This window comes from Priestia sp. RMT2NF4 (assembly GCF_047872835.1).
Classification (GTDB): Bacteria; Bacillota; Bacilli; order Bacillales; family Bacillaceae_H; genus Priestia; species Priestia zanthoxyli.
On sequence record NZ_JBLQZO010000001.1, the window covers coordinates 172,726 to 192,333 of the forward strand.

Annotated in this window: 22 protein-coding genes; 15 read left to right on the forward strand and 7 right to left on the reverse strand. The window is 36.9% G+C overall.

Annotated elements, in window-relative coordinates:
• Positions 1–9: 9 nt before the first annotated feature.
• Positions 10–930 (reverse strand): CobW family GTP-binding protein, encoded by a 921-nt coding sequence (locus ACMX9J_RS00835; RefSeq protein ID WP_014460454.1) that lies wholly within the window; start codon positions 928–930, stop codon positions 10–12.
• 251 nt (positions 931–1,181) lie between these two features.
• On the opposite strand from ACMX9J_RS00835, the gene panE reads away from it, so the two are divergent.
• Together panE and ACMX9J_RS00845 are read left to right on the forward strand one after the other, a co-directional pair.
• Positions 1,182–2,111 carry a 2-dehydropantoate 2-reductase gene (panE, locus tag ACMX9J_RS00840; RefSeq protein WP_416225314.1) on the forward strand — a complete coding sequence of 310 codons (930 nt, stop codon included), beginning with the start codon at positions 1,182–1,184 and terminating at the stop codon, positions 2,109–2,111.
• Complete coding sequence (locus ACMX9J_RS00845; RefSeq protein ID WP_028413633.1) at positions 2,111–2,911, forward strand: GIY-YIG nuclease family protein; 801 nt, start codon at positions 2,111–2,113, stop codon at positions 2,909–2,911. The genes panE and ACMX9J_RS00845 overlap by 1 nt, the downstream gene beginning before the upstream one ends.
• A 50-nt stretch (positions 2,912–2,961) precedes the next feature.
• Here the strand turns inward: ACMX9J_RS00845 and ACMX9J_RS00850 are convergent, their stop codons facing one another.
• Positions 2,962–3,273, reverse strand: coding sequence for a hypothetical protein (locus tag ACMX9J_RS00850; RefSeq protein ID WP_016763842.1), 312 nt, complete (start codon positions 3,271–3,273; stop codon positions 2,962–2,964).
• Positions 3,274–3,516: 243 nt separating this feature from the next.
• On the opposite strand from ACMX9J_RS00850, the gene ACMX9J_RS00855 reads away from it, so the two are divergent.
• The 4 genes from ACMX9J_RS00855 to proC are packed head-to-tail and all read left to right on the forward strand — an operon-like array spanning position 3,517 to position 6,291.
• A complete protein-coding gene (locus ACMX9J_RS00855) occupies positions 3,517–4,404 on the forward strand; it encodes a 5'-3' exonuclease (RefSeq protein WP_028413632.1) in 888 nt (295 codons plus the stop codon).
• 46 nt (positions 4,405–4,450) lie between these two features.
• A complete protein-coding gene (locus ACMX9J_RS00860; RefSeq protein ID WP_013056714.1) occupies positions 4,451–4,798 on the forward strand; it encodes a YojF family protein in 348 nt (115 codons plus the stop codon).
• A gap of 23 nt (positions 4,799–4,821) precedes the next feature.
• A complete protein-coding gene (gene bshB2, locus ACMX9J_RS00865) occupies positions 4,822–5,484 on the forward strand; it encodes a bacillithiol biosynthesis deacetylase BshB2 (RefSeq protein ID WP_013056715.1) in 663 nt (220 codons plus the stop codon).
• Positions 5,485–5,487: 3 nt separating this feature from the next.
• Positions 5,488–6,291 (forward strand): pyrroline-5-carboxylate reductase, encoded by an 804-nt coding sequence (gene proC, locus ACMX9J_RS00870; protein WP_028413631.1) that lies wholly within the window; start codon positions 5,488–5,490, stop codon positions 6,289–6,291.
• 159 nt (positions 6,292–6,450) lie between these two features.
• On the opposite strand, the gene ACMX9J_RS00875 is transcribed toward proC, so the two are convergent.
• Entirely contained in the window at positions 6,451–6,849 is a 399-nt protein-coding gene (locus ACMX9J_RS00875; protein ID WP_028413630.1) for a thiol-disulfide oxidoreductase DCC family protein, read from the reverse strand.
• 149 nt (positions 6,850–6,998) lie between these two features.
• Between ACMX9J_RS00875 and ACMX9J_RS00880 the strand changes: the two genes are divergently transcribed.
• Both ACMX9J_RS00880 and ACMX9J_RS00885 read left to right on the forward strand, forming a co-directional pair.
• Entirely contained in the window at positions 6,999–7,565 is a 567-nt protein-coding gene (locus ACMX9J_RS00880; RefSeq protein ID WP_028413629.1) for an RNA polymerase sigma factor, read from the forward strand.
• The gene (locus ACMX9J_RS00885; RefSeq protein WP_028413628.1) at positions 7,562–8,323 is read left to right on the forward strand and encodes an anti-sigma factor; all 762 of its coding nucleotides are present in this window, start codon (positions 7,562–7,564) and stop codon (positions 8,321–8,323) included. Before ACMX9J_RS00880 ends, ACMX9J_RS00885 begins: the two co-directional genes overlap by 4 nt.
• A 42-nt stretch (positions 8,324–8,365) precedes the next feature.
• Here the strand turns inward: ACMX9J_RS00885 and ACMX9J_RS00890 are convergent, their stop codons facing one another.
• Complete coding sequence (locus ACMX9J_RS00890; RefSeq protein ID WP_013082862.1) at positions 8,366–8,800, reverse strand: Hsp20/alpha crystallin family protein; 435 nt, start codon at positions 8,798–8,800, stop codon at positions 8,366–8,368.
• A 229-nt stretch (positions 8,801–9,029) separates the two neighbouring features.
• Between ACMX9J_RS00890 and ACMX9J_RS00895 the strand changes: the two genes are divergently transcribed.
• Complete coding sequence (locus ACMX9J_RS00895; RefSeq protein WP_013056721.1) at positions 9,030–9,410, forward strand: helix-turn-helix transcriptional regulator; 381 nt, start codon at positions 9,030–9,032, stop codon at positions 9,408–9,410.
• Positions 9,411–9,784: 374 nt separating this feature from the next.
• A complete protein-coding gene (locus ACMX9J_RS00900) occupies positions 9,785–10,063 on the forward strand; it encodes an AbrB/MazE/SpoVT family DNA-binding domain-containing protein (RefSeq protein WP_025752053.1) in 279 nt (92 codons plus the stop codon).
• Positions 10,064–10,149: 86 nt separating this feature from the next.
• On the opposite strand, the gene ACMX9J_RS00905 is transcribed toward ACMX9J_RS00900, so the two are convergent.
• A complete protein-coding gene (locus ACMX9J_RS00905; protein WP_028413627.1) occupies positions 10,150–11,523 on the reverse strand; it encodes an MATE family efflux transporter in 1,374 nt (457 codons plus the stop codon).
• Between the two features lie 219 nt (positions 11,524–11,742).
• Between ACMX9J_RS00905 and ACMX9J_RS00910 the strand changes: the two genes are divergently transcribed.
• Positions 11,743–12,495, forward strand: a complete 753-nt coding sequence (locus ACMX9J_RS00910) for an SDR family NAD(P)-dependent oxidoreductase (RefSeq protein WP_028413626.1) — start codon at positions 11,743–11,745, stop codon at positions 12,493–12,495.
• 31 nt (positions 12,496–12,526) lie between these two features.
• Here ACMX9J_RS00910 and ACMX9J_RS00915 read toward each other — a convergent pair whose 3' ends face one another.
• Positions 12,527–14,038: a phytoene desaturase family protein gene (locus ACMX9J_RS00915; protein WP_028413625.1), complete on the reverse strand. Its 1,512-nt coding sequence runs from the start codon at positions 14,036–14,038 to the stop codon at positions 12,527–12,529.
• A 136-nt stretch (positions 14,039–14,174) separates the two neighbouring features.
• On the opposite strand from ACMX9J_RS00915, the gene ACMX9J_RS00920 reads away from it, so the two are divergent.
• Both ACMX9J_RS00920 and ACMX9J_RS00925 read left to right on the forward strand, forming a co-directional pair.
• Complete coding sequence (locus ACMX9J_RS00920) at positions 14,175–15,278, forward strand: glycosyltransferase (protein ID WP_416225315.1); 1,104 nt, start codon at positions 14,175–14,177, stop codon at positions 15,276–15,278.
• Positions 15,221–15,739, forward strand: coding sequence for a glycosyl-4,4'-diaponeurosporenoate acyltransferase (locus tag ACMX9J_RS00925; protein WP_228307693.1), 519 nt, complete (start codon positions 15,221–15,223; stop codon positions 15,737–15,739). Before ACMX9J_RS00920 ends, ACMX9J_RS00925 begins: the two co-directional genes overlap by 58 nt.
• Here ACMX9J_RS00925 and ACMX9J_RS00930 read toward each other — a convergent pair.
• Positions 15,736–16,188 (reverse strand): hypothetical protein, encoded by a 453-nt coding sequence (locus ACMX9J_RS00930; RefSeq protein WP_013056728.1) that lies wholly within the window; start codon positions 16,186–16,188, stop codon positions 15,736–15,738. The genes ACMX9J_RS00925 and ACMX9J_RS00930 overlap by 4 nt on opposite strands.
• A 669-nt stretch (positions 16,189–16,857) precedes the next feature.
• Between ACMX9J_RS00930 and ACMX9J_RS00935 the strand changes: the two genes are divergently transcribed.
• Together ACMX9J_RS00935 and ACMX9J_RS00940 are read left to right on the forward strand one after the other, a co-directional pair.
• Positions 16,858–18,795 carry an LTA synthase family protein gene (locus ACMX9J_RS00935; protein WP_013056729.1) on the forward strand — a complete coding sequence of 646 codons (1,938 nt, stop codon included), beginning with the start codon at positions 16,858–16,860 and terminating at the stop codon, positions 18,793–18,795.
• A 165-nt stretch (positions 18,796–18,960) separates the two neighbouring features.
• Positions 18,961–19,605 (forward strand): 5-bromo-4-chloroindolyl phosphate hydrolysis family protein, encoded by a 645-nt coding sequence (locus tag ACMX9J_RS00940; protein WP_028413622.1) that lies wholly within the window; start codon positions 18,961–18,963, stop codon positions 19,603–19,605.
• The last annotated feature ends 3 nt before the right edge of the window (positions 19,606–19,608 follow it).

The following is a 19,608-nucleotide window of genomic DNA, read 5'->3' on the forward strand; positions in this document are numbered from 1 at the left end:
GCGGGATTTTTAATGAGATTGCTGTTCAAGATTAAATAATTCTTGTTTCATCTTAGCGTGATCGAGGTTTTCACCTATAAAGACAAGAGTGGTGGGCAGCTTCATCATTTCTTTCATATATAGAGGCATGCCGTATGAATATTGAAACGAATACGTATCATTCGAATGAGTGAAGCGCATGTAGCCTTTAATGCGATAAATGGTATCTGGCATTTGGCGAAGCCAATTTTCAAATAATTCAAGATCCACTTTTTTTGTAAACTCATATACAAATGTTTTCAAATGAAGATGATCTTCAACATGAGCCTTATGGTGCGGCTGTTTTTGAGACAGCTGAGCTTTTTGAATCACATCAAGCTTCACGCGGGAAAATGTCGTTAATAATGTCCTTGCACTAGCGTTAATGGATTGAATCTCAAAAAGCAGGGAAGACTTTTCTGACTCAGACAGCATGTCCGTTTTATTTAATAAAATTACATCCCCATGTTTTACTTGTTCTTGAAGAAGTTTTTGAAGTTGAATGCTTAAGGAACCACGTTCTTTCCATCTTGTCGCATCCAGTGTGGTGATAATACTTTTAATCGTAACTTGATGCGCAAAAAGAGGAGACATACAAGCATCTAATACTTCAATGGGATGGGCAACTCCCGTTGTTTCTATATAGATAGCATCCAATGTGTTCTCCTGTAAAAGTGAATGAAGCTGCGTTTCAAATTGACCTTGAATCGTACAGCACACGCAGCCATTTAGCAATTCTTTTAACGGCGTGTCTTCTTCTACTTCATTTGAGTCAATCGAAACTTGGCCAAGCTCATTCATCACAACAGCAATATTGCGATTACGATCTTTTTCTTGCTGAAGCAGCTGTTTAAGCAACGTTGTTTTTCCGCTGCCTAAAAATCCAGATAAAATGTAGATTTCTGTTTTCATTTCAGTCTCTCCTATGTAAATAACATTATTTAAATCGGAATTTTTCCGATTACGGGTTGGTAAATCGTATATCCAAGAGGGGATAAATGTCTAAACGTAAATTTTTATGCTTTTTTGTATTCATTATAACAACTTTAAAAGCGCTATGGCTATCTTTTGTAGAAAACTCAAAATACAATGAAATAAGAATATTATAAAATTTCAAACTAGCTGTGCTACAATAAAAGAAAAAGAAAAGGGGAGCAAAAGTTATGCGAATATTAGTTTTAGGCGCAGGCGGCGTTGGCGGTTATTTTGGAGGCAGGCTTGTGGAAAAAGGAGAAGATGTTACTTTCCTTGTCAGAGAACGCAGAAAAAAAGAGCTGGAACAAAACGGACTTGTGATTAAAAGTGCACACGGTGACTTCACTTCACCTGTACAAGCTATTACAAAATCTGAGGTAAAAGGACCTTATGATGTTATTTTGTTCACAACGAAGGCTTATCATCTTACACAAGCAATTGAAGATGTCCGTCCTTTTGTAGGGAATCAGACCGTTGTAATACCTTTGTTAAACGGTATGGCTCATGTCGCTCCATTGCAGGAAGCTTTTGGGGAAGAGAAAGTCATTGGAGGGCTGTGCTTTATTGAAACTACTTTAAACCAAGATGGAGAGGTCGTCCAGACGAGTCCTGCTCACAGACTTGTATTTGGTGAATTTAAGCAGAAGGACACAGAACGATTACAACTGATTGAGCAAGCGTTCAGTAGTACAAAAGCTTCGTTTGTGAAAAGTTCATATATTGAACAGGATATGTGGCATAAGTATTTGTTTATTACGGTTATGTCAGGCATGACTACTCTTATGCGCGCACCTGTTGGACCAGTTTTAGCAGCAAAAGGCGGGCGTCAATTTGTGCAAGAACTTTTTAAAGAAGTGGAAAATATTATGATGGCCTACGATGCACCATTAGCCGAAGGAATCATTGAACAGCATATGAATACGATGGACAAAATGACGTATGACATGAAGTCATCGATGCAGCGCGACATGGAAAAAAGCTCTCAAATTGAAGGAGACCACCTTCAAGGATATTTGCTGAAGTTAGCTGAAAAATCGTCTATACACGTACCGCTTCTTCAAACTGTACATACGCATCTAAAAGTATATGAAGAAATGTTAAAAGGTTATCAAAAATAATGACAGCAAAAATTGATTTAGCAGTCATGCAAGTATTGCAAAAGCTGCTAAGTACAGCAGAAATGGGACAATTGCCTTCCGCTCCCGGCATTTATTTTTTCTTTGATGAACCCGGCCGGCTTTTGTATATCGGAACCACGACGGGCTCTCTATCAGAAAGAGTAAGAGCTCACGTTGCAGGAAAAGGTGTTAGCAATACAAAAAAATTCCACAAAGAAATTCATGCGGTTGGATATATTGAAGTTCATGGATTAAAAAAAGAATTAGATATGTTGAGAACGATGCTTGTGAATGGTTATTTTCCAAAATACAATAAACAAGATGTAAAAAGAGAAAATGAATACGACATTTACACTGTTCACGGCAGAGTCCTCAGGGATACAGGAGTTAACAAGAAAAAAGTCTCTAAGCGAAAAACGGTGCTAAAGCCAACGTTAAAAGAGATAGAGATTCGTCAAGAAAACAGCGATATTACATATGCACGAGTCGCAAATATGAATGCTGAAGATCGAGTGAAAAAATTGTGGTCTTGTCAAGAAGCAGGAGCGCAGCTACATCTTCCGGAGTCGAAAGTGTTAGCAATAAGTGACCGGCTCTTAAAAGAACAGTATACATTTCAGCGAGATATGAAAAAGAATATGATGTTTACGATGCGGGATTTAGTTGTTATTCAAGTGTTGTTAAATTTAAATCCGACTCATGATTTGAAAAAGAGAGAAATAAAGGAAGCCATCAGTTTAGTGCGTAAATTTGGCATAGAAGAAGCTCTTCGCATCTCTGAAAAATTACTCAAAACGTAATAAAATCCATGATCATTGTGATCATGGATTTTATCATTTATCATTCGCGCTTAAGCTAATTCGTCAATAACTTTTGGTAGAGCCATAATGGAAATAACGCAAAGTGAACTGACAACTTGATGCATTTCAAAAATGGCAATGATGAATAACATCAGTGATATATATAATTGAAGGCCTTTTAATCCCCACGGCTTGCGATCGAAAAAAAAGTCGCTAAGTACAAATACAAAGAAAATGAGCGAACTGAACAAAATAATCATGGATGTAGACATGGAACGATCATAAGCAATGATAAATAACAAAGCGAGAAGCGACACAACAGATATAACTTTTAATGTTTTAATCATCGTGTTTTTATTCACTTTTTTCACCTTCATTTGTAGGATTGATCTTTCATCCTCATTTTATAGGATAGTCAAAAGTTCTAAAAGTCAAACGAATAAATCATAACAACAATTTAACATCTTTATACTACATTTACATTGAGAGAAAAAAATGGGCGGGTTTTGAGCTTTGTGCACTTCATTGACGCGTGCAAAGAACAAGTGCTATAGTATGTTTGCTCTAAAAGCTAAAGGAGCAAAGTTTTCAAAGGACGTGACTATGTGAACGAAACACTATTAGTAATTGATGGATTTAATTTATTAAGCCGCTGTTATTTTGCTACTTCTTATGGAAGAGATGAAGCAGCGTTGACAAGAAACAGTAAGGGCCAATTTACGAATGCCCTGAGAGTAACGATTCAAAAAATGCATGCATTGATTCACCAATATGAGCCAAGCCATATTTTCGTCGCTTGGGATGTTAAACGCGAGGATACAAAACGTAAAGATACATACGCTTTATATAAGCAAACAAGAGCAGAGCTGCCTGATCCGCTGATTCAGCAGTACGAAACGTTAAAGCAATTTTTTGATACAGTAGGCATTTATCAAATGTCATTGTCTTCTTATGAAGCAGATGATTTAATTGGAGCACTTGCAAGCAAGTGGAGTAAGGAAAAGCAAAGTCCAGGGTACATCTATAGCAACGACCGAGACTTGCTTCAGCTCCTAGATCAACATATTTCGCAAATTATTGCTAAAAAGCAGGTTGGCGATCTTGTTTATGGCTTTAAGCACTTTCAAGAAGAATATAATATTCATCCTCGTCAATGGGTGGACGTAAAAGCATTGCTTGGTGACAAATCTGATAATATTCCGGGCGTTCCAGGTGTAGGAGAAAAAGCCGCACTGCCTCTTATTCAACAATATGGCTCTATCCATGAAATTTATGCACAAATTGAACAATTAGATCCAGCTTTTAATCGTTACAAAAAAAAGCTGGCAGAAGGAAAAGAACTAGGTATGCTTAGCCGTGAACTCGCTGAGATTATTATAGACATTCAAGAAATCAGTATGTTGAATTGGGAAGAATTAACATTTATGTATGATTATGAACGATGGAATAAAGAAATTCAAAGTCTAGAACTAAACATTAGGATTCGCTCCTGATTTTTAGTACAATACAATTTATGAACATGAGAAAGGAGTAACAAGCGTGCAACCAATTCATAAAGAAACAGTTCAAAAAAAAATACAAACATTTTTAAATAAAGACGTATATGTACACCTTGAAACGACAAACGGTGCATATGCTTCACACGTAAATGAAAAAGTAATGACAGTTGGGGCTTTTATTCGCAATGGTAAAGTCACTATTTCAAACGGAAAGATAACTGGAGAAGGTCCTTATCGTGTAGGTCTTCAAATTGATTTAGGGTGGATTTATGCAGAGGGATTAACAGATTGGGAAATTGATGAAGAAGGCAGACTTCTTTTAGCAGGGCATGACTTTGAAGGTCGTTTAGCAGTTGCCCTTCAATTAAGTGAACATCCGTTTTCATAACAGAAAAGAGAGGAGAATAGAACATGGAAGAAAGATTATTAATTGTATTTCCGCATCCTGACGATGAAGCATATGGAGCAGCAGGAATGATCACGCAAGCTAGACAAAAAGGAACGCCCGTTACATATGCTTGTGTTACGCTAGGTGAAATGGGACGAAACATGGGTAGACCGCTGTTTGCTAACCGTGAAACTCTACCTCAAATTCGAAAAAAAGAACTTTTAGATTTAGCAAACGTTTTAGACATTCAAGACTTGCGTATGCTAGGGCTTCGTGATAAAACGCTAGAATTTCTTGATATTGATGTTTTTGCAGATAAAATTGAAGAAATTATTAACGATGTAAAGCCGACTCACATTTTAACGCATTACCCTGGCTTTGCAGTACACCCTGATCACAATGCCACGGGAGCAGCTACGATCCAAGCGGTAAAACGTATGCCAAAAGAAAAGCGTCCGGTTGTTTGGTGTCATGCGTTTTCAAAAGATCGTATTGAACATATTGGAGAACCAGATGTTATTTTTGATGTAACAGCGATGAAAGATAAAAAAATTGAAGCGTTAAAAGCCCATCGTTCTCAAACAGAAGGAATGATGAACGCAATTGACTTCGATCGCTTATCTGACTATCCGCAAATGGAACGTCTATTAACAAGAGAAGAATTCTGGACATATAACTGGGAGTAACAGATGAAAAAACAGCGAATTTTATTTATTGGAGCAGGACGAATGGCTGAAGCCGTAGCGGCTGGCTTGGTTACGAGCAGCGCTGATAGTATTGAGGCAGTGGTGATGTCAAACAACGGAGATATCGGTCGGTTACAGCGAGTTGAAAAAACGTACGGCGTACAAACGACGCAAAATTGGCGCCAGGAAGTTGACAATTCGGACGTTATTATTTTAGCGATGCCTCCCGAGGCGCATCCTTCCGTTCTCAAGGAACTTTCGACTCATTTAAATCAGCAATTTGTTGTAACGTTAGCTGCAGGAATTGGTCCGAGTTATTTAGAAAACCACCTTCCTCAGGAAACGCCTGTCGCTTGGATTATGCCAAATACAGCTGCTATGATTGGGCAATCGATGTCCCTGTATACACTTGGAACTTCTGCAACAAAAGAGCATAAAGAAGTGCTTCAAATGATTTTAAAAGGAATTGGTGAAGCGCATGAGTGTTCAGAAAAAGAAGTACATGAGCTAACGGCTGTAACTGGCAGTGCACCTGCGTTTTTATATTATTTTGCAGAATCGTTAATTGATGCAACGACTGCTTACGGTGTGGACGAAAAAACAGCCAAAGATTTAGTTATTCAAATGATGTATGGCTCTGTACAAATGCTGCATGAAACCAAAGATCCTGCGTCTTTAAGAGAGCAAGTAACAACTCCAGGCGGCGCTACTGCCGAAGGATTAAAAGTGATGAAAGAACAAGACTTTTTCTTAACAATGAAGCAGGCAATTGAAGCAACGAATAAAAAAGCAATGGGTGGAAGCTAAAAAAGCTCATACAACCATATGTTAGATAAAAAATCCGAACTATAGTTCAGCATTCTTTCATTAGAATGTTGAATCAGTTCGGATTTTTTTATGAATAGACTTTCTTAACATAAAAATATGCCTCTTTGGAATCGTTTTTTCTCTATGTGCCGAGCTTTTTTAGTCATCGACAAATCGCTTTTTTGTATCAGAAGTTGGGAGCATGCAGTGCTGCTGTTTGCCAAACCACTTATATCGGTTGCGAGCGATCCAGTTGTATACGATATCTCGAATAGGCGCAGGAATGATAATAAGTGCATATAAAAATTTAACGGGTCCATCTAAGCGCTTGGCGATTTTTAAAGCAGCCGTTGATTTTATATATCTTTGTTTTCCATGGATATATACAATGCTGTCTAATTGCTCAGGAAGTAAGCCGTGAGAGGCGAGCTGCTGCTTTCCGAAATCTGATTGAAGAGAGGCGAAAGAAAACAAAGCTTGTTCATCATGTTTAATAATAAATTGAACACTGCTGTTACATAAATTACATATGCCATCAAAAAGAATCAAATGTTTCATTGGACAATTTCGCTCCTATTCCATAAAAAAAGTATAATTACTTGTCATTTTTGAAAAATAAAGGTACGTTTAAAAGATGTGAAAGTGATCCAAATGCAAAGGTAATTCGATTATATAATAAGGACTCATAAGAGTTAAAGGAGAAGGGTATGAAAGAGCAAAACGACGTTGTCTTATACAATAGAATAAAAGAACAAGACAAAAAAGCCCTTGAACTGCTGTATGACAAGTACGAGCGAATTCTTTATTCGTTTGTATACCGGTTAACAAATAGCTCTGATATTGCTGAAGAAGCTGTTCAAGAAGTATTTATTAAGCTGTGGAGAGGAAAGGGAGTTTACAGCGATGAAAAAGGGAAGTTTTCATCATGGCTGTTTACGATTACAAGAAACACCGCGATTGATATGGTGAGAAAAAGAAAAAACGATCCTATTTTCTCAGAAGAAATTTTTGATTTTATTGAAGATGATCATCCTCAGATTGACGAGCACCTTCAGTGGAAAGAAGAACAGCAGAGAGTACGGCACGCTGTATCAAAATTGTCTGAAGACCAAAAAAAGATTATTCAATCCGTTTATTTTAAGGGATTAACGCAGCAAAAAGTAGCAGAAGAGCAGCAAATCCCATTAGGAACAGTAAAGGGTAGGGTGCGATTAGCGTTGCGGAAATTAAAAACATATTTAGGTACCGATGCAGAAGGGAGAGCTGATTCATGAGTATGTGCGATAAACTAATTGATTACTATAATGATCAGTTGACTTCCCATGAGAAAAAAGAGTTTGAAATGCACTTAAAAAACTGTCAAAGCTGTCAGGATGAACTAAAAGAACTGGAGGAAGTTCTTGGAGATCTAACGTATTTGACACCAGAGCAATCTCCTCCTCCAGAAATGAAACAGCGAATACTTGCAAATGTATTCGAAGAAGATCAAGGTGAGACAAAGAGAGAATCAATAGCTTTAAAAAATGAAAAACAATATGCTGCGTCTAAGAAATCAAATAAAAAATCCGTCATTATTGGATTAGCTGCGGCACTTATTTTATCCCTTGTAGGAAACAGCTACTTTCTGTTGAAAGATGGAGACAAAGGCAAACAAGAACCAAATGTTTCGGTTGCTCCTCAAAATGAACCTCTTACATCTGAGAAAACGATGAAGCTGCAGGCAGAGCCGAATGTTTCTGGTGAAGCAACAGCATCTCTGACGAAAAAAGGTGGAAATTTAAATGTGGTCATTCAAGCGAATAACTTGAAAAATGTAAAAGGGAATGAAGTCTATCAGGTATGGCTCATAAAAGGTGATAAGCCTCACCCGGCAGGTGCTTTTGTAACAGATAAAAATGGAAATGGGACAGTGGTCTATACGATGAGCCAAAAAGAACAGAGTGAAAAGTGGGATGTTATGGCCATTACTTTAGAACCGAACGCGAATAATAAGACGCCAAAAGGAAACGTTGTGTTAAGTTCAGCGCTCTAACAAAAACCCTTCTGCTAGCAGAAGGGTTTTTGTTACGTGCAGTTAATCATCTTCAAACTGTATAGCAATGGTTTGATCATTTTCTATCTTATTCAGTCGAATTTCCAATAAACCATTTTTGTACTTAGCGCGAACTGGTTCGTCCGTGTAGTGAAAAGGAAGTTTGACCGTGCGAGAAAATACGCCTGTATGGCGTTCGTTCAGCTTTAGCTTTTGTTTAGATGCTTCATAAGCATAAGGAACGTTCCCTTCAACTGTTAATATATTTGCGTCCAACTTAATTTGAATGTCGTTAGTGGAATGTAGTCCAGGAACTTCAACGACGATAATGCCTTCTTTATCGGTTTCATATAAATCGACGTTTGGAAATCGCTTTGGCAAGATGTGATTTAAATCGCTCCAAAAGTGATTTCCAAGCATATCTTCTACCTTATGCTGAATTGAACCCCAATCAATCTCTTCATATTTTTTACTCAAAGGAACCCCTCCTTATATTCACGTAAATTCCTTCTATATATATGAAAAAAAGAAAATTCAATGCCTGCTTACAAAGAATGAGAAAAATGCGTAAATAAGTGAAAAAATGTGAGGAAAAAAAGAGATTTTGAGTGAAAAAGAAGGATTATGTAGAATAAAAAAAGTATAATTACGTATAGAGCTTTCTATTATTCTAAATGAAAGCAAGTATGTGAAGGGGGAAGTTGAGATGAGAGAAAAGCGTACATCCAGTGGTTTTCTATTAAAACAACGTGCTTTCTTAAAATTATATATGATTACAATGACGGAGCAAGAGCGTCTGTATGGCCTTCGGTTATTAGATGTGTTGAGAGATGAATTTCGACCTTTTGGATTCAAACCTAATCATTCTGAGGTATACAAAGCTCTTCATGACTTGATTGAAGACGGTGTCCTCAAACAGGTGAAGCGTAAAAAAGAAGGAATGAAGCTTCAAGAAGTGGTTTATTATACATTTACAAATGAGGGAGAAGAGAAAGCTAAATTATATAAAAAACAATTAAAAGTAGAGCTGGAGCGGTGTGAAGCTATGATTCAAAAAGCTATTCGTGACAACTTCGGGTCCAAATGAACGTGTCTTTAGTTAGAAAAGACACGTTTTTTCTATAGCTGATTTTGTCGTCTTATGTCGGAATAAAAGTTATAAAATGGGTACAAAGTAGTGTAAAAGATGGATATATAGTTATATTATGGATAAAATACACACTTTTAACATATATGGATGAATTCGATTTTAAAGATTATGCACTATTCATAAATAGTGTACGAATTGATATGATACAAAGTGTATATAAATCTATTTAATACGTTATTTGCCATATTTTAAGAACTTATAAACCGTTATCAGACCATCATTCAAGCATTTTGGTTTTAGCAACTCTGACGAATTTGACTAGATTTGTATCGAGAAGATATTATTTGTTTACTATGAAAGGAATGGATTTTATGAAGTCTACAGGAATTGTAAGAAAAGTAGATGAATTGGGTCGCGTAGTAATTCCTATTGAATTGCGCCGTATTTTAAATATCAACACAGGTGATCCAGTAGAAATATATGTTGATGAAGATATTATTATTTTACAAAAGTATAGCCCGTATGGTGCTTGCTTAGTAACTGGGGAAATTACGCGTGAAAACTTAACCTTTGGTAATGGAAACGTTGTGTTAAGTAAAAAAGGTGCGGAACAGCTTTTACAAGAGTTAGAGCGTACCTTAAATAAATAAGAAGTTTTAGGTCTTAGTATAAGGAAGAATATCCATCCATCTTTAAACCAAAAAAGAACGTTCTTTTGAGAACGTTCTTTTTTGGTTTAAGCCGTTCGAGAAGATTTATCCTCCTCTAGCAGCTGCTTTTTTTGTATTTTTATCAAACGATACGCAAGTCCTGTTGCTCCTGCAGCGAGCCCAGCAATTAGTCCAACCCAATAGCCAAACGCCTGCAAATCGGTGTATTTTGCTAACACAATGCCTAAAGGTAGACCAATTACCCAATAAGATACCAAGGACATTAAAAAGGTTACATTTACGTCCTTATATCCTCGCAGCGCACCTTGAATAGGAGCTTGAAGAGCATCAGAAAGCTGAAAGAAAATTGCATAAATCAAAAAGTGAGAAGTTAATGCCAGTACCTCTGCATCTTTTGTATATAAAGATGCTACGGATTCTCGAAGAGTAAATAAAAGACCTGCGCAAACAAAAGCCATGCCAACAGCAATTGTTATACCAATTCTGCTATAGCTTCGTGCATCTTGATTCCGTTTAGCACCCGCTTCAAATCCTACAACGATTGTTAAAGCCATCGAAATACTCAGTGGAATCATATAGAGAAATGAGGCAAAATTAATAGCTGCTTGGTGAGAAGCGATTGTAATGGTATTATATGAGCTCATAAACAGCGTGACAGCTGAAAAAATACTTGTTTCGAAAAATACGGAAAAACCGATAGGTAAACCAATTTTTAATATTTCTTTCCAGGCAGAAAATGAGATACGGTGAAATTTTTTAAATAAACCGAAGCTAGAAAAAGGCTCTTTTTTATGAATAATTAAAATCGATATGACAAGTATGCACCAATATGTGATGGCCGTTGCATAACCAGAGCCTACGCCACCCAAGTGAGGGAAGCCCAGCTTACCGAAGATTAATACATAGTTTAAAGCCACATTAATCGGAAGCCCTAAAATGGTGACCAGCATAGACGTACGAGTTTGCCCTAAAGCATCAATAAAGTTTCGTAAAACCGTATAAATAAAAAGCGGAATAATACCAAAAGATAAAGCGATTAAATACTGTTTGGCAATGCGCATCACGTTTGCTTCTAAATTCATTCCTTTTAAGATAGGACTAACAACAAAAAAGCCGATTAAAATGATAACAGCGGCCATTAAAATGGAGACATAAAGCCCTTGAATGACAGAGAACGGAACTTTTTTCTTTTGATTAGCTCCCACCAGCTGTGCAACAATTGGTGTAATAGACATTAAAATTCCGCTTAGCCCTGTAAAAACAGGCACCCATAAGCTCGAACCAATTGCTACCCCTGCCAAGTCATCTGCACTAACTCTTCCTGACATCATCGTATCAAAGAAAGTCATTGAAAACATTCCAAACTGGGTGACCAATATCGGAAATAAAATAAAAACGAACTGCTTAACTTTTTGAGACGTTGAAAACGTTTGTTGCATTAAAAAACCCCCAATTTGAAAACATTTACACCAAAAAGCATTATATCACGCAAAGGCTTGTTTTTGCTAAGAGTTCTGACAATAAATTCAAAGAATGTATCCATAAAGAACACACTTTGAAAGGAAGTAAAAGGTAAAGTAGTATATGATTTTAATTTTGAGACGCGGTGGGATATGATAGAAAGTATAGTAGTTATCATTTAACGTGGAGGGATACGTGTGGATTTACAGTTGCAAAGTAAAAATGTACTCATTACCGGTGGATCAAAAGGGATTGGGAAAGCTATAGCTGCTTTGTTTATTCAAGAAGGAGCAAACGTTGGAATTGCTGCAAGAGGAGAGGAAGCATTACAGCATGCACAGTCAGAATTAGAAAACGTACGTACATATACAGCAGATCTAACAAACGAAGCGGATAGAGTTGCGTTAATTAAGAAATTCATTAACGACTTTGGGAGTATTGATATTTTAATTAATAACGCTGGAGGAAGTAATGGAAGCACGGCAATGGAAACAGATTTATCTCTTTTTCAGGAAGCAATGGAGCTAAACTACTTTTCAGCTGTCCACTTGAGCAAGCTAGCAGCAGCTCGTATGACAAAAGATGCGGCAATCGTTAATGTTACGTCTATTTTTGGGAGAGAAAGTGGAGGGAAAGTCACGTACAATAACGCAAAAGCAGCGCTTATCAGCTTTACAAAGTCGTTTGCAGATGAAATGATTTCTAAAGGAATTCGTGTAAATGGAGTAGCGCCTGGAAGCATCTTGCATGAAACGGGTAATTGGAAAAAAAGAATGGATGAAAATCCGGAAAAGATTAAGCAGTTTGTTGAAAATGAAATACCCGCAGGGCGCTTTGGAGAGCCAGAAGAAGTGGCAAACGCCGTTGTTTTTTTAGCATCTTCTCAAGCTTCATGGATAGTAGGTGCGACATTAAACGTAGACGGTGGACAGTCAAAAATGAACTTTTAAAAAAAGTGCAGGAATTTCCTGCACTTTTTCATTATCCAATATCTTTTTGCATACGAGGAATTTGAAAATCTTCATTAATCGCGTCCGCTGTAAGCTGACCTGATAATGTCACCATCGGCACGCCGCCTCCAGGGTGTGTAGAGCCTCCTACAAAATAAAGGTTAGAAAGAAGCTGACTTCTTGCCGGAATTTTAAACCCTCCATTTTTCTTACGGTCAGTTGCTACGCCATAAATGGACCCACCGTTAGCGCCGTAAAGCTCTTGGATATCGTTAGGAGTAAACGTATATTCAAACTCAATGCTGGAACGTAAGTCTTCTAATCCCATTGCCTCAAGCTTTTTTAGTACGACATCACGGTAGCGGTCTTTTAATGCAGCCCAGTCGTCGCCTTCTTTTAAAGGAGGTACATGAGTAAGAACGAACAGGTTTTCTTTTCCTTCAGGAGCTTGCGTAGGGTCTGATTTAGACGATACGCCAATGTAAATTGTCGGATCCATGGCTACTTGACCTTTGTTAAAGATTGTATCAAACTCTTCTTTCTGATCCTTTGAGAAGAAGAAATTATGATGTTGAAGCTGTTTGTACTGTTTGTTAACCCCTAATAAAAGAACAAGGCCAGAAACAGTAGGTTCAAATTTTGCAAGCTGCTGAGTTTGCTTAGCTGCTTGCGCATGATTTTTTAATAAATAGCGGTAAGTTGGAATGGCTTCTAGATTAGATACCACAACATCTGCTGATAGGCTTTCACCGTTTTCTAGTGTAATTCCAGTTGCCTTTGCTCCGCTTGTTGTGATTTCTTTTACCGGCGTATTTAGATGCACAGTGACGCCAAGTTCTTGAAGGAGCTTATCCATCGCTTCAGCAATTTTGTACATTCCGCCTTTTACGTAATAAATACCTAATCCTAGCTGAACGTGAGCAAGCTGTGTTAATACAGCCGGTGCATGATAAGGAGAAGAGCCGATGTACATAATTAAAAAATTAAACAATTGACGCAAATGTTTGTTTGAAAAATATTTGCGTGTAGTAGCATCCATAGATCTCATTGGATCCATTTGAAGCAGTTCTTTTACCGTGTGCATCGTTCGTAAATCGTGCAGTCCAGATAAACTTTTTTTATAAAAACTTTTTAAGTTCGATTCGTACATTTTATTTGCATAAGATAAATAGTCAAAAAAACCTTCAATGTCTTCTGGAGCAAGTTCTTGAAGCTGCTGAAGCATGCGAGGAAGGTCACTGGTCAAATCAATTTGTGTTCCATCTTGGAAAAAAGTTCTCCACTGAGGCTCAATTCGTTCTATTGTCAAGTAGTCGTGGATATTGCGGCCTGCACTGTCAAACAGCTGCTCTAGCACCCACGGCATTGTTAAAATAGAAGGTCCCGTATCGAAAGAAAACCCTTTGCCGCTGCGAATATTTAACTTACCGCCAATTCGCTCGCTTTTTTCAACGACTGTTACATCATATCCATCAGCTGACAGACGAATAGCAGCTGACAGACCACCTAAACCTGCGCCTACAACAATTACTTTCTTTTTCATCTTTTTCCTCCTTATAAAACAAAAGCGAGTTGTCAACAATGTGTATAAAATGACTTCACGCAAAATAAAAATAGGTCTACAACTTTTTATTTTGTCCAGTTCGCTAATTTTCATACGTGAAGGAAAGGAGAAAGAGATGTCTTTTTTACTGGTTGCTCTTGTCTTGACAGGTACGCTTGTCATCACTATCCCTACATTTAAACGTGTAAAAATAGTAAGAAACGATATGTCATGTTTGTCCATTATTATTCCAGCTAGAAATGAAGAAAAAAACCTTACCTTTTTATTGCAGTCACTCCAGTTACAGAACGCTGACTTTGAAGTGATTGTTGTAGATGACAACTCAACAGATCATACTGAGCGGGTAGCCAAAGCATTTGGCGTAAAAGTAGTGCACCCGGGGACACTTCCAGCTGGATGGTTAGGAAAGTCATGGGCATGCTGGAATGGAGCAAGAGAAGCAAAAGGCTCGGTGCTTTTGTTTTTAGATGCTGATCTTACAGTAGAGAAAGACGGAATTGAAAAAGTATTTTTCTACTATCAACAGCAAGGGGGGGTGCTGTCGGTTCATCCTTATCATCTTGTTAAGAGGCCTTATGAAATGTTTTCTGCTTTATTTCACTATGTTACGTTTGCATCGATTGGCGCTTTTCACCCCTTTAAAAATTGGAAAAGTCCTTCCGTCGGTTTCGGGCAGTGCTTGCTTTGCAGCGCAGCCTCCTACTTTCAAAGCGGAGGCCACGAAGGCATAAAAAAAGAAGTGGTTGAAAATATGGCACTGGTTGAGAAAATGAGCAAACAAGGTGAATTTATTACGTGTATGAGTGGACAAGGAGCTCTTTCCATGCGCATGTATCCAGATGGTATGAAAAGCCTGATAAGAGGGTGGAGTAAAAGCTTTGCTTCAGGTGCGGGGAAAACGGAAGCCATTTATTTATTTCTAGTAAGTTTATGGCTTACTAGCATGATTAATTATGTTCTTTTTTTACCTACTCTATGGAATCAACATGCAGGCTTGGCAATTAGCAGTTATGTTTGCTATGTCAGTCTCTTATTTAATAGCTTAAAAAAAATAGGTTCGTTTACTTTTTTTTCTTTGTGCTTATTTCCTATTCACGTGCTGTTTTTTCTGGGCCTATTCGTATGGTCTTTCATCCAAACAGCGGTGAGAAAGCAAGTTAAATGGAAAGAACGCAGCATATCTATAGAAGAAGAAAAAAAGAAGAAAGTGATAAAATGACAGGCGCTCAGCTCTTAATTAATATCATGGCATGGTTTGTGATTCACATGTTCATCGCCTACAGGTGCACAAAAATTTCTGCCTTTTATTTAAAAAAAGACCTTGCGCTGTTTAAGGTTCACAGCTGGGAAACAGTTGGAATATATAAAAAATTCGGGGTACACCGATGGAAAACGTGGCTTCCTGATGCAGGAAAGCTATTTAAACGAGGGTTTTATAAAAAGAAATGGGAGAGTAGAACGAAGGAATATGCACAGCTTTTTTTAATGGAAACAAATCGAGCAGAGTTAACTCACTGGATCAGCATACTTCCTTCTATTCTTTTTTTTATATGGAACTCTCCTTCTATAGGTGTTTGGATGGTTATTTATGCGATTATTGCAAACGTACCGTTTATTTTGGTTCAACGATATAATCGAATACGGATTCATCAAGTCGTTTTAAAACTCAAACGAAATTAATTAACATGCCTTTGGCTCCGAGTAGGGGCCTCGGTTTTTATCTTTTTCTCCTTATTTGAAGACAATAATTTCTTGGATAAAAGAAAAAAAGAAGCAAAGGCGATATAAATACTAAAAAACACTAAAAATCCCCATAAGCCTGCTATTGCATCATCAAATTCCATGTTGCCTCGAGTGGTAATTCCTTGCTGAATTTCAATAGCAAAAACTAAGACAAGCATAACGGTAAGAGTGTAGATAAAAGAAATAGCTGTAATACTAAATTTCCATTTTGACAATAATTTAAAGATCATATAAACGCTTAAAAACGTGAGCAGTCCAATAATGCCAATAATCCAGAAGTGAAGTTCTTTATCTGAAAGAGAAAATCCTAGTAAATAAAAAATATAAATTAATCCATCGTGCAATACATTAATAATATTTGTAATGAAAACAATACATTCTTTCATTTTTTCTCCTTTATAAAAATGTAAGACGTTTAAACTTCTAGGTATACAAGTATACGTAGCCCGTACTCATTCCAATTTTATATAAAAAATGCACTTTCTAGATCAAATATTAAAGAGATCTGAAATTTCAAATAATATTTATAATTTATATTATAAACAAAAAGGTAAAAAAATAAAAATTTTCGATGCAAACTGACACATTTTTTTCATATTTAAAGAAAGAAATAACTCAGAATATGTGGTTTACTGTAGAAAGAAAAGAAAATAAGAGGCATTGATATAACAAATATTCACAAGTGCTTTTATGCATTCTCTTGTAAAGCAGAAGGAAAACTAAGGCAAGTGTTAAATTTATATGTATAGTGGACAAAATAAAAAATAAATATAAAATAGTGAAACCTAAAGAGAAGCTGTCCGTATTAAATAGTGAGAAGAAAAAAGCGCAGGATATATTTGTGTTTGAAAGCCGATAGAGCTGGGAATAAGAAAGTAGTTATTTTCTCACGTTTGGTGAAAATTATACGTAGCGGTGTTGACAATTTTTTTTAAAGAGTTAAAATGTGAAAGAACAGATTAGCTCTCTTACATTTTTTGTAAGGGAGATTTCTTTTTACATTTACTATAAAAATAAAAGTGAGCTTAAATTTCAATAGAGACAGAGGTGGGAATATGAAACAGCTCATGACAAACGGTAAAAATATTTTTTCGAAACAACTGCCGTTATTTCTAATTGCAGTTTTGTTGTTTTGGATTAAAACGTATACCGTTTATCGTATCGAATTTAACTTAGGGCTAGATAATTTTATGCAAAAGTTCTTACTTTTCATAAACCCAATTGGTTCGGCAATTTTCTTTTTTGCCATTGCATTACTATTTAAAGGGCGCGGAAAAGTACGAGCACTGCTTGGAATGAATTTTTTACTTTCATTCATCCTGTACGCAAATGTAGTATACTATCGCTTCTTTAATGATTTTATTACTGTTCCTGTATTGACTCAGTCAAACAACTTTGGTCAATTAGGCGGCAGTGCTATGGCTTTAATTAGCCCAACTGATATTTTATACTTCACAGATTTCTTTATTCTTTTAGTTTTAGTATTATGGAAAAAAGTTGACTTACCAGCAACAATTAGTCGACGTACTGTGACAGGTGTATTTTTATCAGGGATTTTATTCTTAAGTGCCAACATCGCACTAGCGGAAATGGATCGTCCTCAACTATTAACAAGAACATTTGACCGCAACTATTTAGTGAAATATTTAGGAACGTATAACTATACGATCTATGACATCATCCAGAGCTCGAAATCTTCAGCACAGCGCGCGCTAGCAGATAGCAGTGATGTGGCTGAGGTAGAGAACTATGCAAAAGCAACGTATGCTGAACCGAACAAAGAATATTTCGGTCAAGCAAAAGGCAAAAACGTTATCTATATTTCATTAGAATCACTTCAGTCATTTATGATTGGTTATAAGTTAAATGGTGAAGAAGTAACGCCATTCTTAAATTCACTATTAAAAGATCAGAACACAATGTATTTCGATAACTTCTTCCATCAAACAGGGCAAGGTAAAACGTCAGATGCTGAATTCATGATGGAGAACTCATTATTCGGCTTACCTCAAGGTTCTGTATTTACAACAAAAGCAAATAACACCTATCAGTCGCTATCTGGTATTCTAGATCAGCAAGGCTATACAACATCTGTGTTCCACGGAAATGGAAAATCGTTCTGGAACCGTGATGAGATGTATAAATCAATGGGTGTAGAAAAATTCTTTGATTCAGCTTATTACAATATGTCAGACGAAGATACGCTGAACTATGGTTTAAAAGATAAACCTTTCTTTAAAGAATCAATGCCGTACCTAAAAGGCTTAAAGCAGCCATTTAGCGCGAAGTTCATTACGTTATCAAACCACTTCCCTTATCCATTAGATAAGGAAGACCAAACGATTGGACCTCATAATACGGGAGATAAGTCAGTTGACCAATACTTCCAAACGGCTCGTTATTTAGATGAATCAATTAAGCAATTCTTTGAGGACTTACAGGCCTCTGGCTTAGCAGACAACACGATGGTTGTGATGTACGGTGACCACTATGGTATTTCTGAAAACCATAAGCGTGCAATGGGCAAAGTAATGGGTAAAAACATCAATGATTTTGAACAAGCTCAACTGCAGCGCGTACCATTATTTATTACTTCACCAGGCCTTAAAGGCGGCGTAAATCATACGTATGGTGGAGATGTAGATGTTCGTCCAACAGTGATGCATTTATTAGGTCTTGATACAAAAGACTATATTGACTTTGGTACAGACTTATTATCAAAAGAACATCAGCAAGTTGTACCTTTCCGTAACGGTGACTTTGTTACACCGAAGGTAACAAAAGTTGATCAGAAAGTGTATGACAACGCAACGGGCAAGCAGCTTTCAGATAAGGAAGCGAAACAGTATGATAAGTATGATGAACTAGTTAAGAAAAAGCTAGAACTATCAGATAAACTTGTTTACGGAGACTTACTCCGCTTTCATACACCAGAAGGGTTCAAACCAATTGAACGTTCGAAGTATGATTACAACAAGCGCGAAGATCAATAAAAAACAGGCAGCTATAAAAGCTGCCTGTTTTTTTGTTTTGTGAAACTTTTAAGGGATTTATCCGTATATAAATTATAACAGTAATCGTTTTAAGAGATGAGAAGACAATGGTATAATATGTATACGTTTAAAAGTTCGGTCACATTTAAGATAGGAGTGAAAGCGATGAAAGTCGTTCGAATCATAAAAAAGATTCTTGCCATTTGGGTAACAGGAGCAGTAGCCGTTCCGGTCAGCTATTTTGGATTCAGTACCACGATGATTCAATCCGTTGGCATTAGTATAGGAGTAATGGTCGTGATGAGCCTGTTTTTTATTATGAGCAGTGCTCGACGTCATTATCAAAATCCATATAGAGAAGAAATTGCATACGTGCGTCATCAAGTAAAAGAGGCAAGAAAGCAATTAAGAACCATTGGAAGCTATCGTTTTAAAATTCGGTCTGTTCATATGTGGACAGAACTTTCTAAACTATACAAAGTAGGCAAAAGCATCATTGAAATGGTAGAAAAAGAGCCCGCACGATATAAAGATGTTCAGCCCTTTTTTACGAACTACTTACAATCAACGGTTACCGTCATTGAAAGGTATATGTTTTTATTATCAAAACCAACGAAAAGCATAGAAGTAAAAGAAAGTCTTCATGAAGCGGAAGACATGCTGCGCGGGTTATCAGGGAAGTATGAGCATTTATTAACAAATGCTCTTTCACAAGATAAGCTGACATTAGATGTAGAGCTTAAAGTGCTAAAGCAAGCATTTGAAGAAGAGCAGCCGTATATACCGACAGCTACTAATCGCACAAAGTAATGT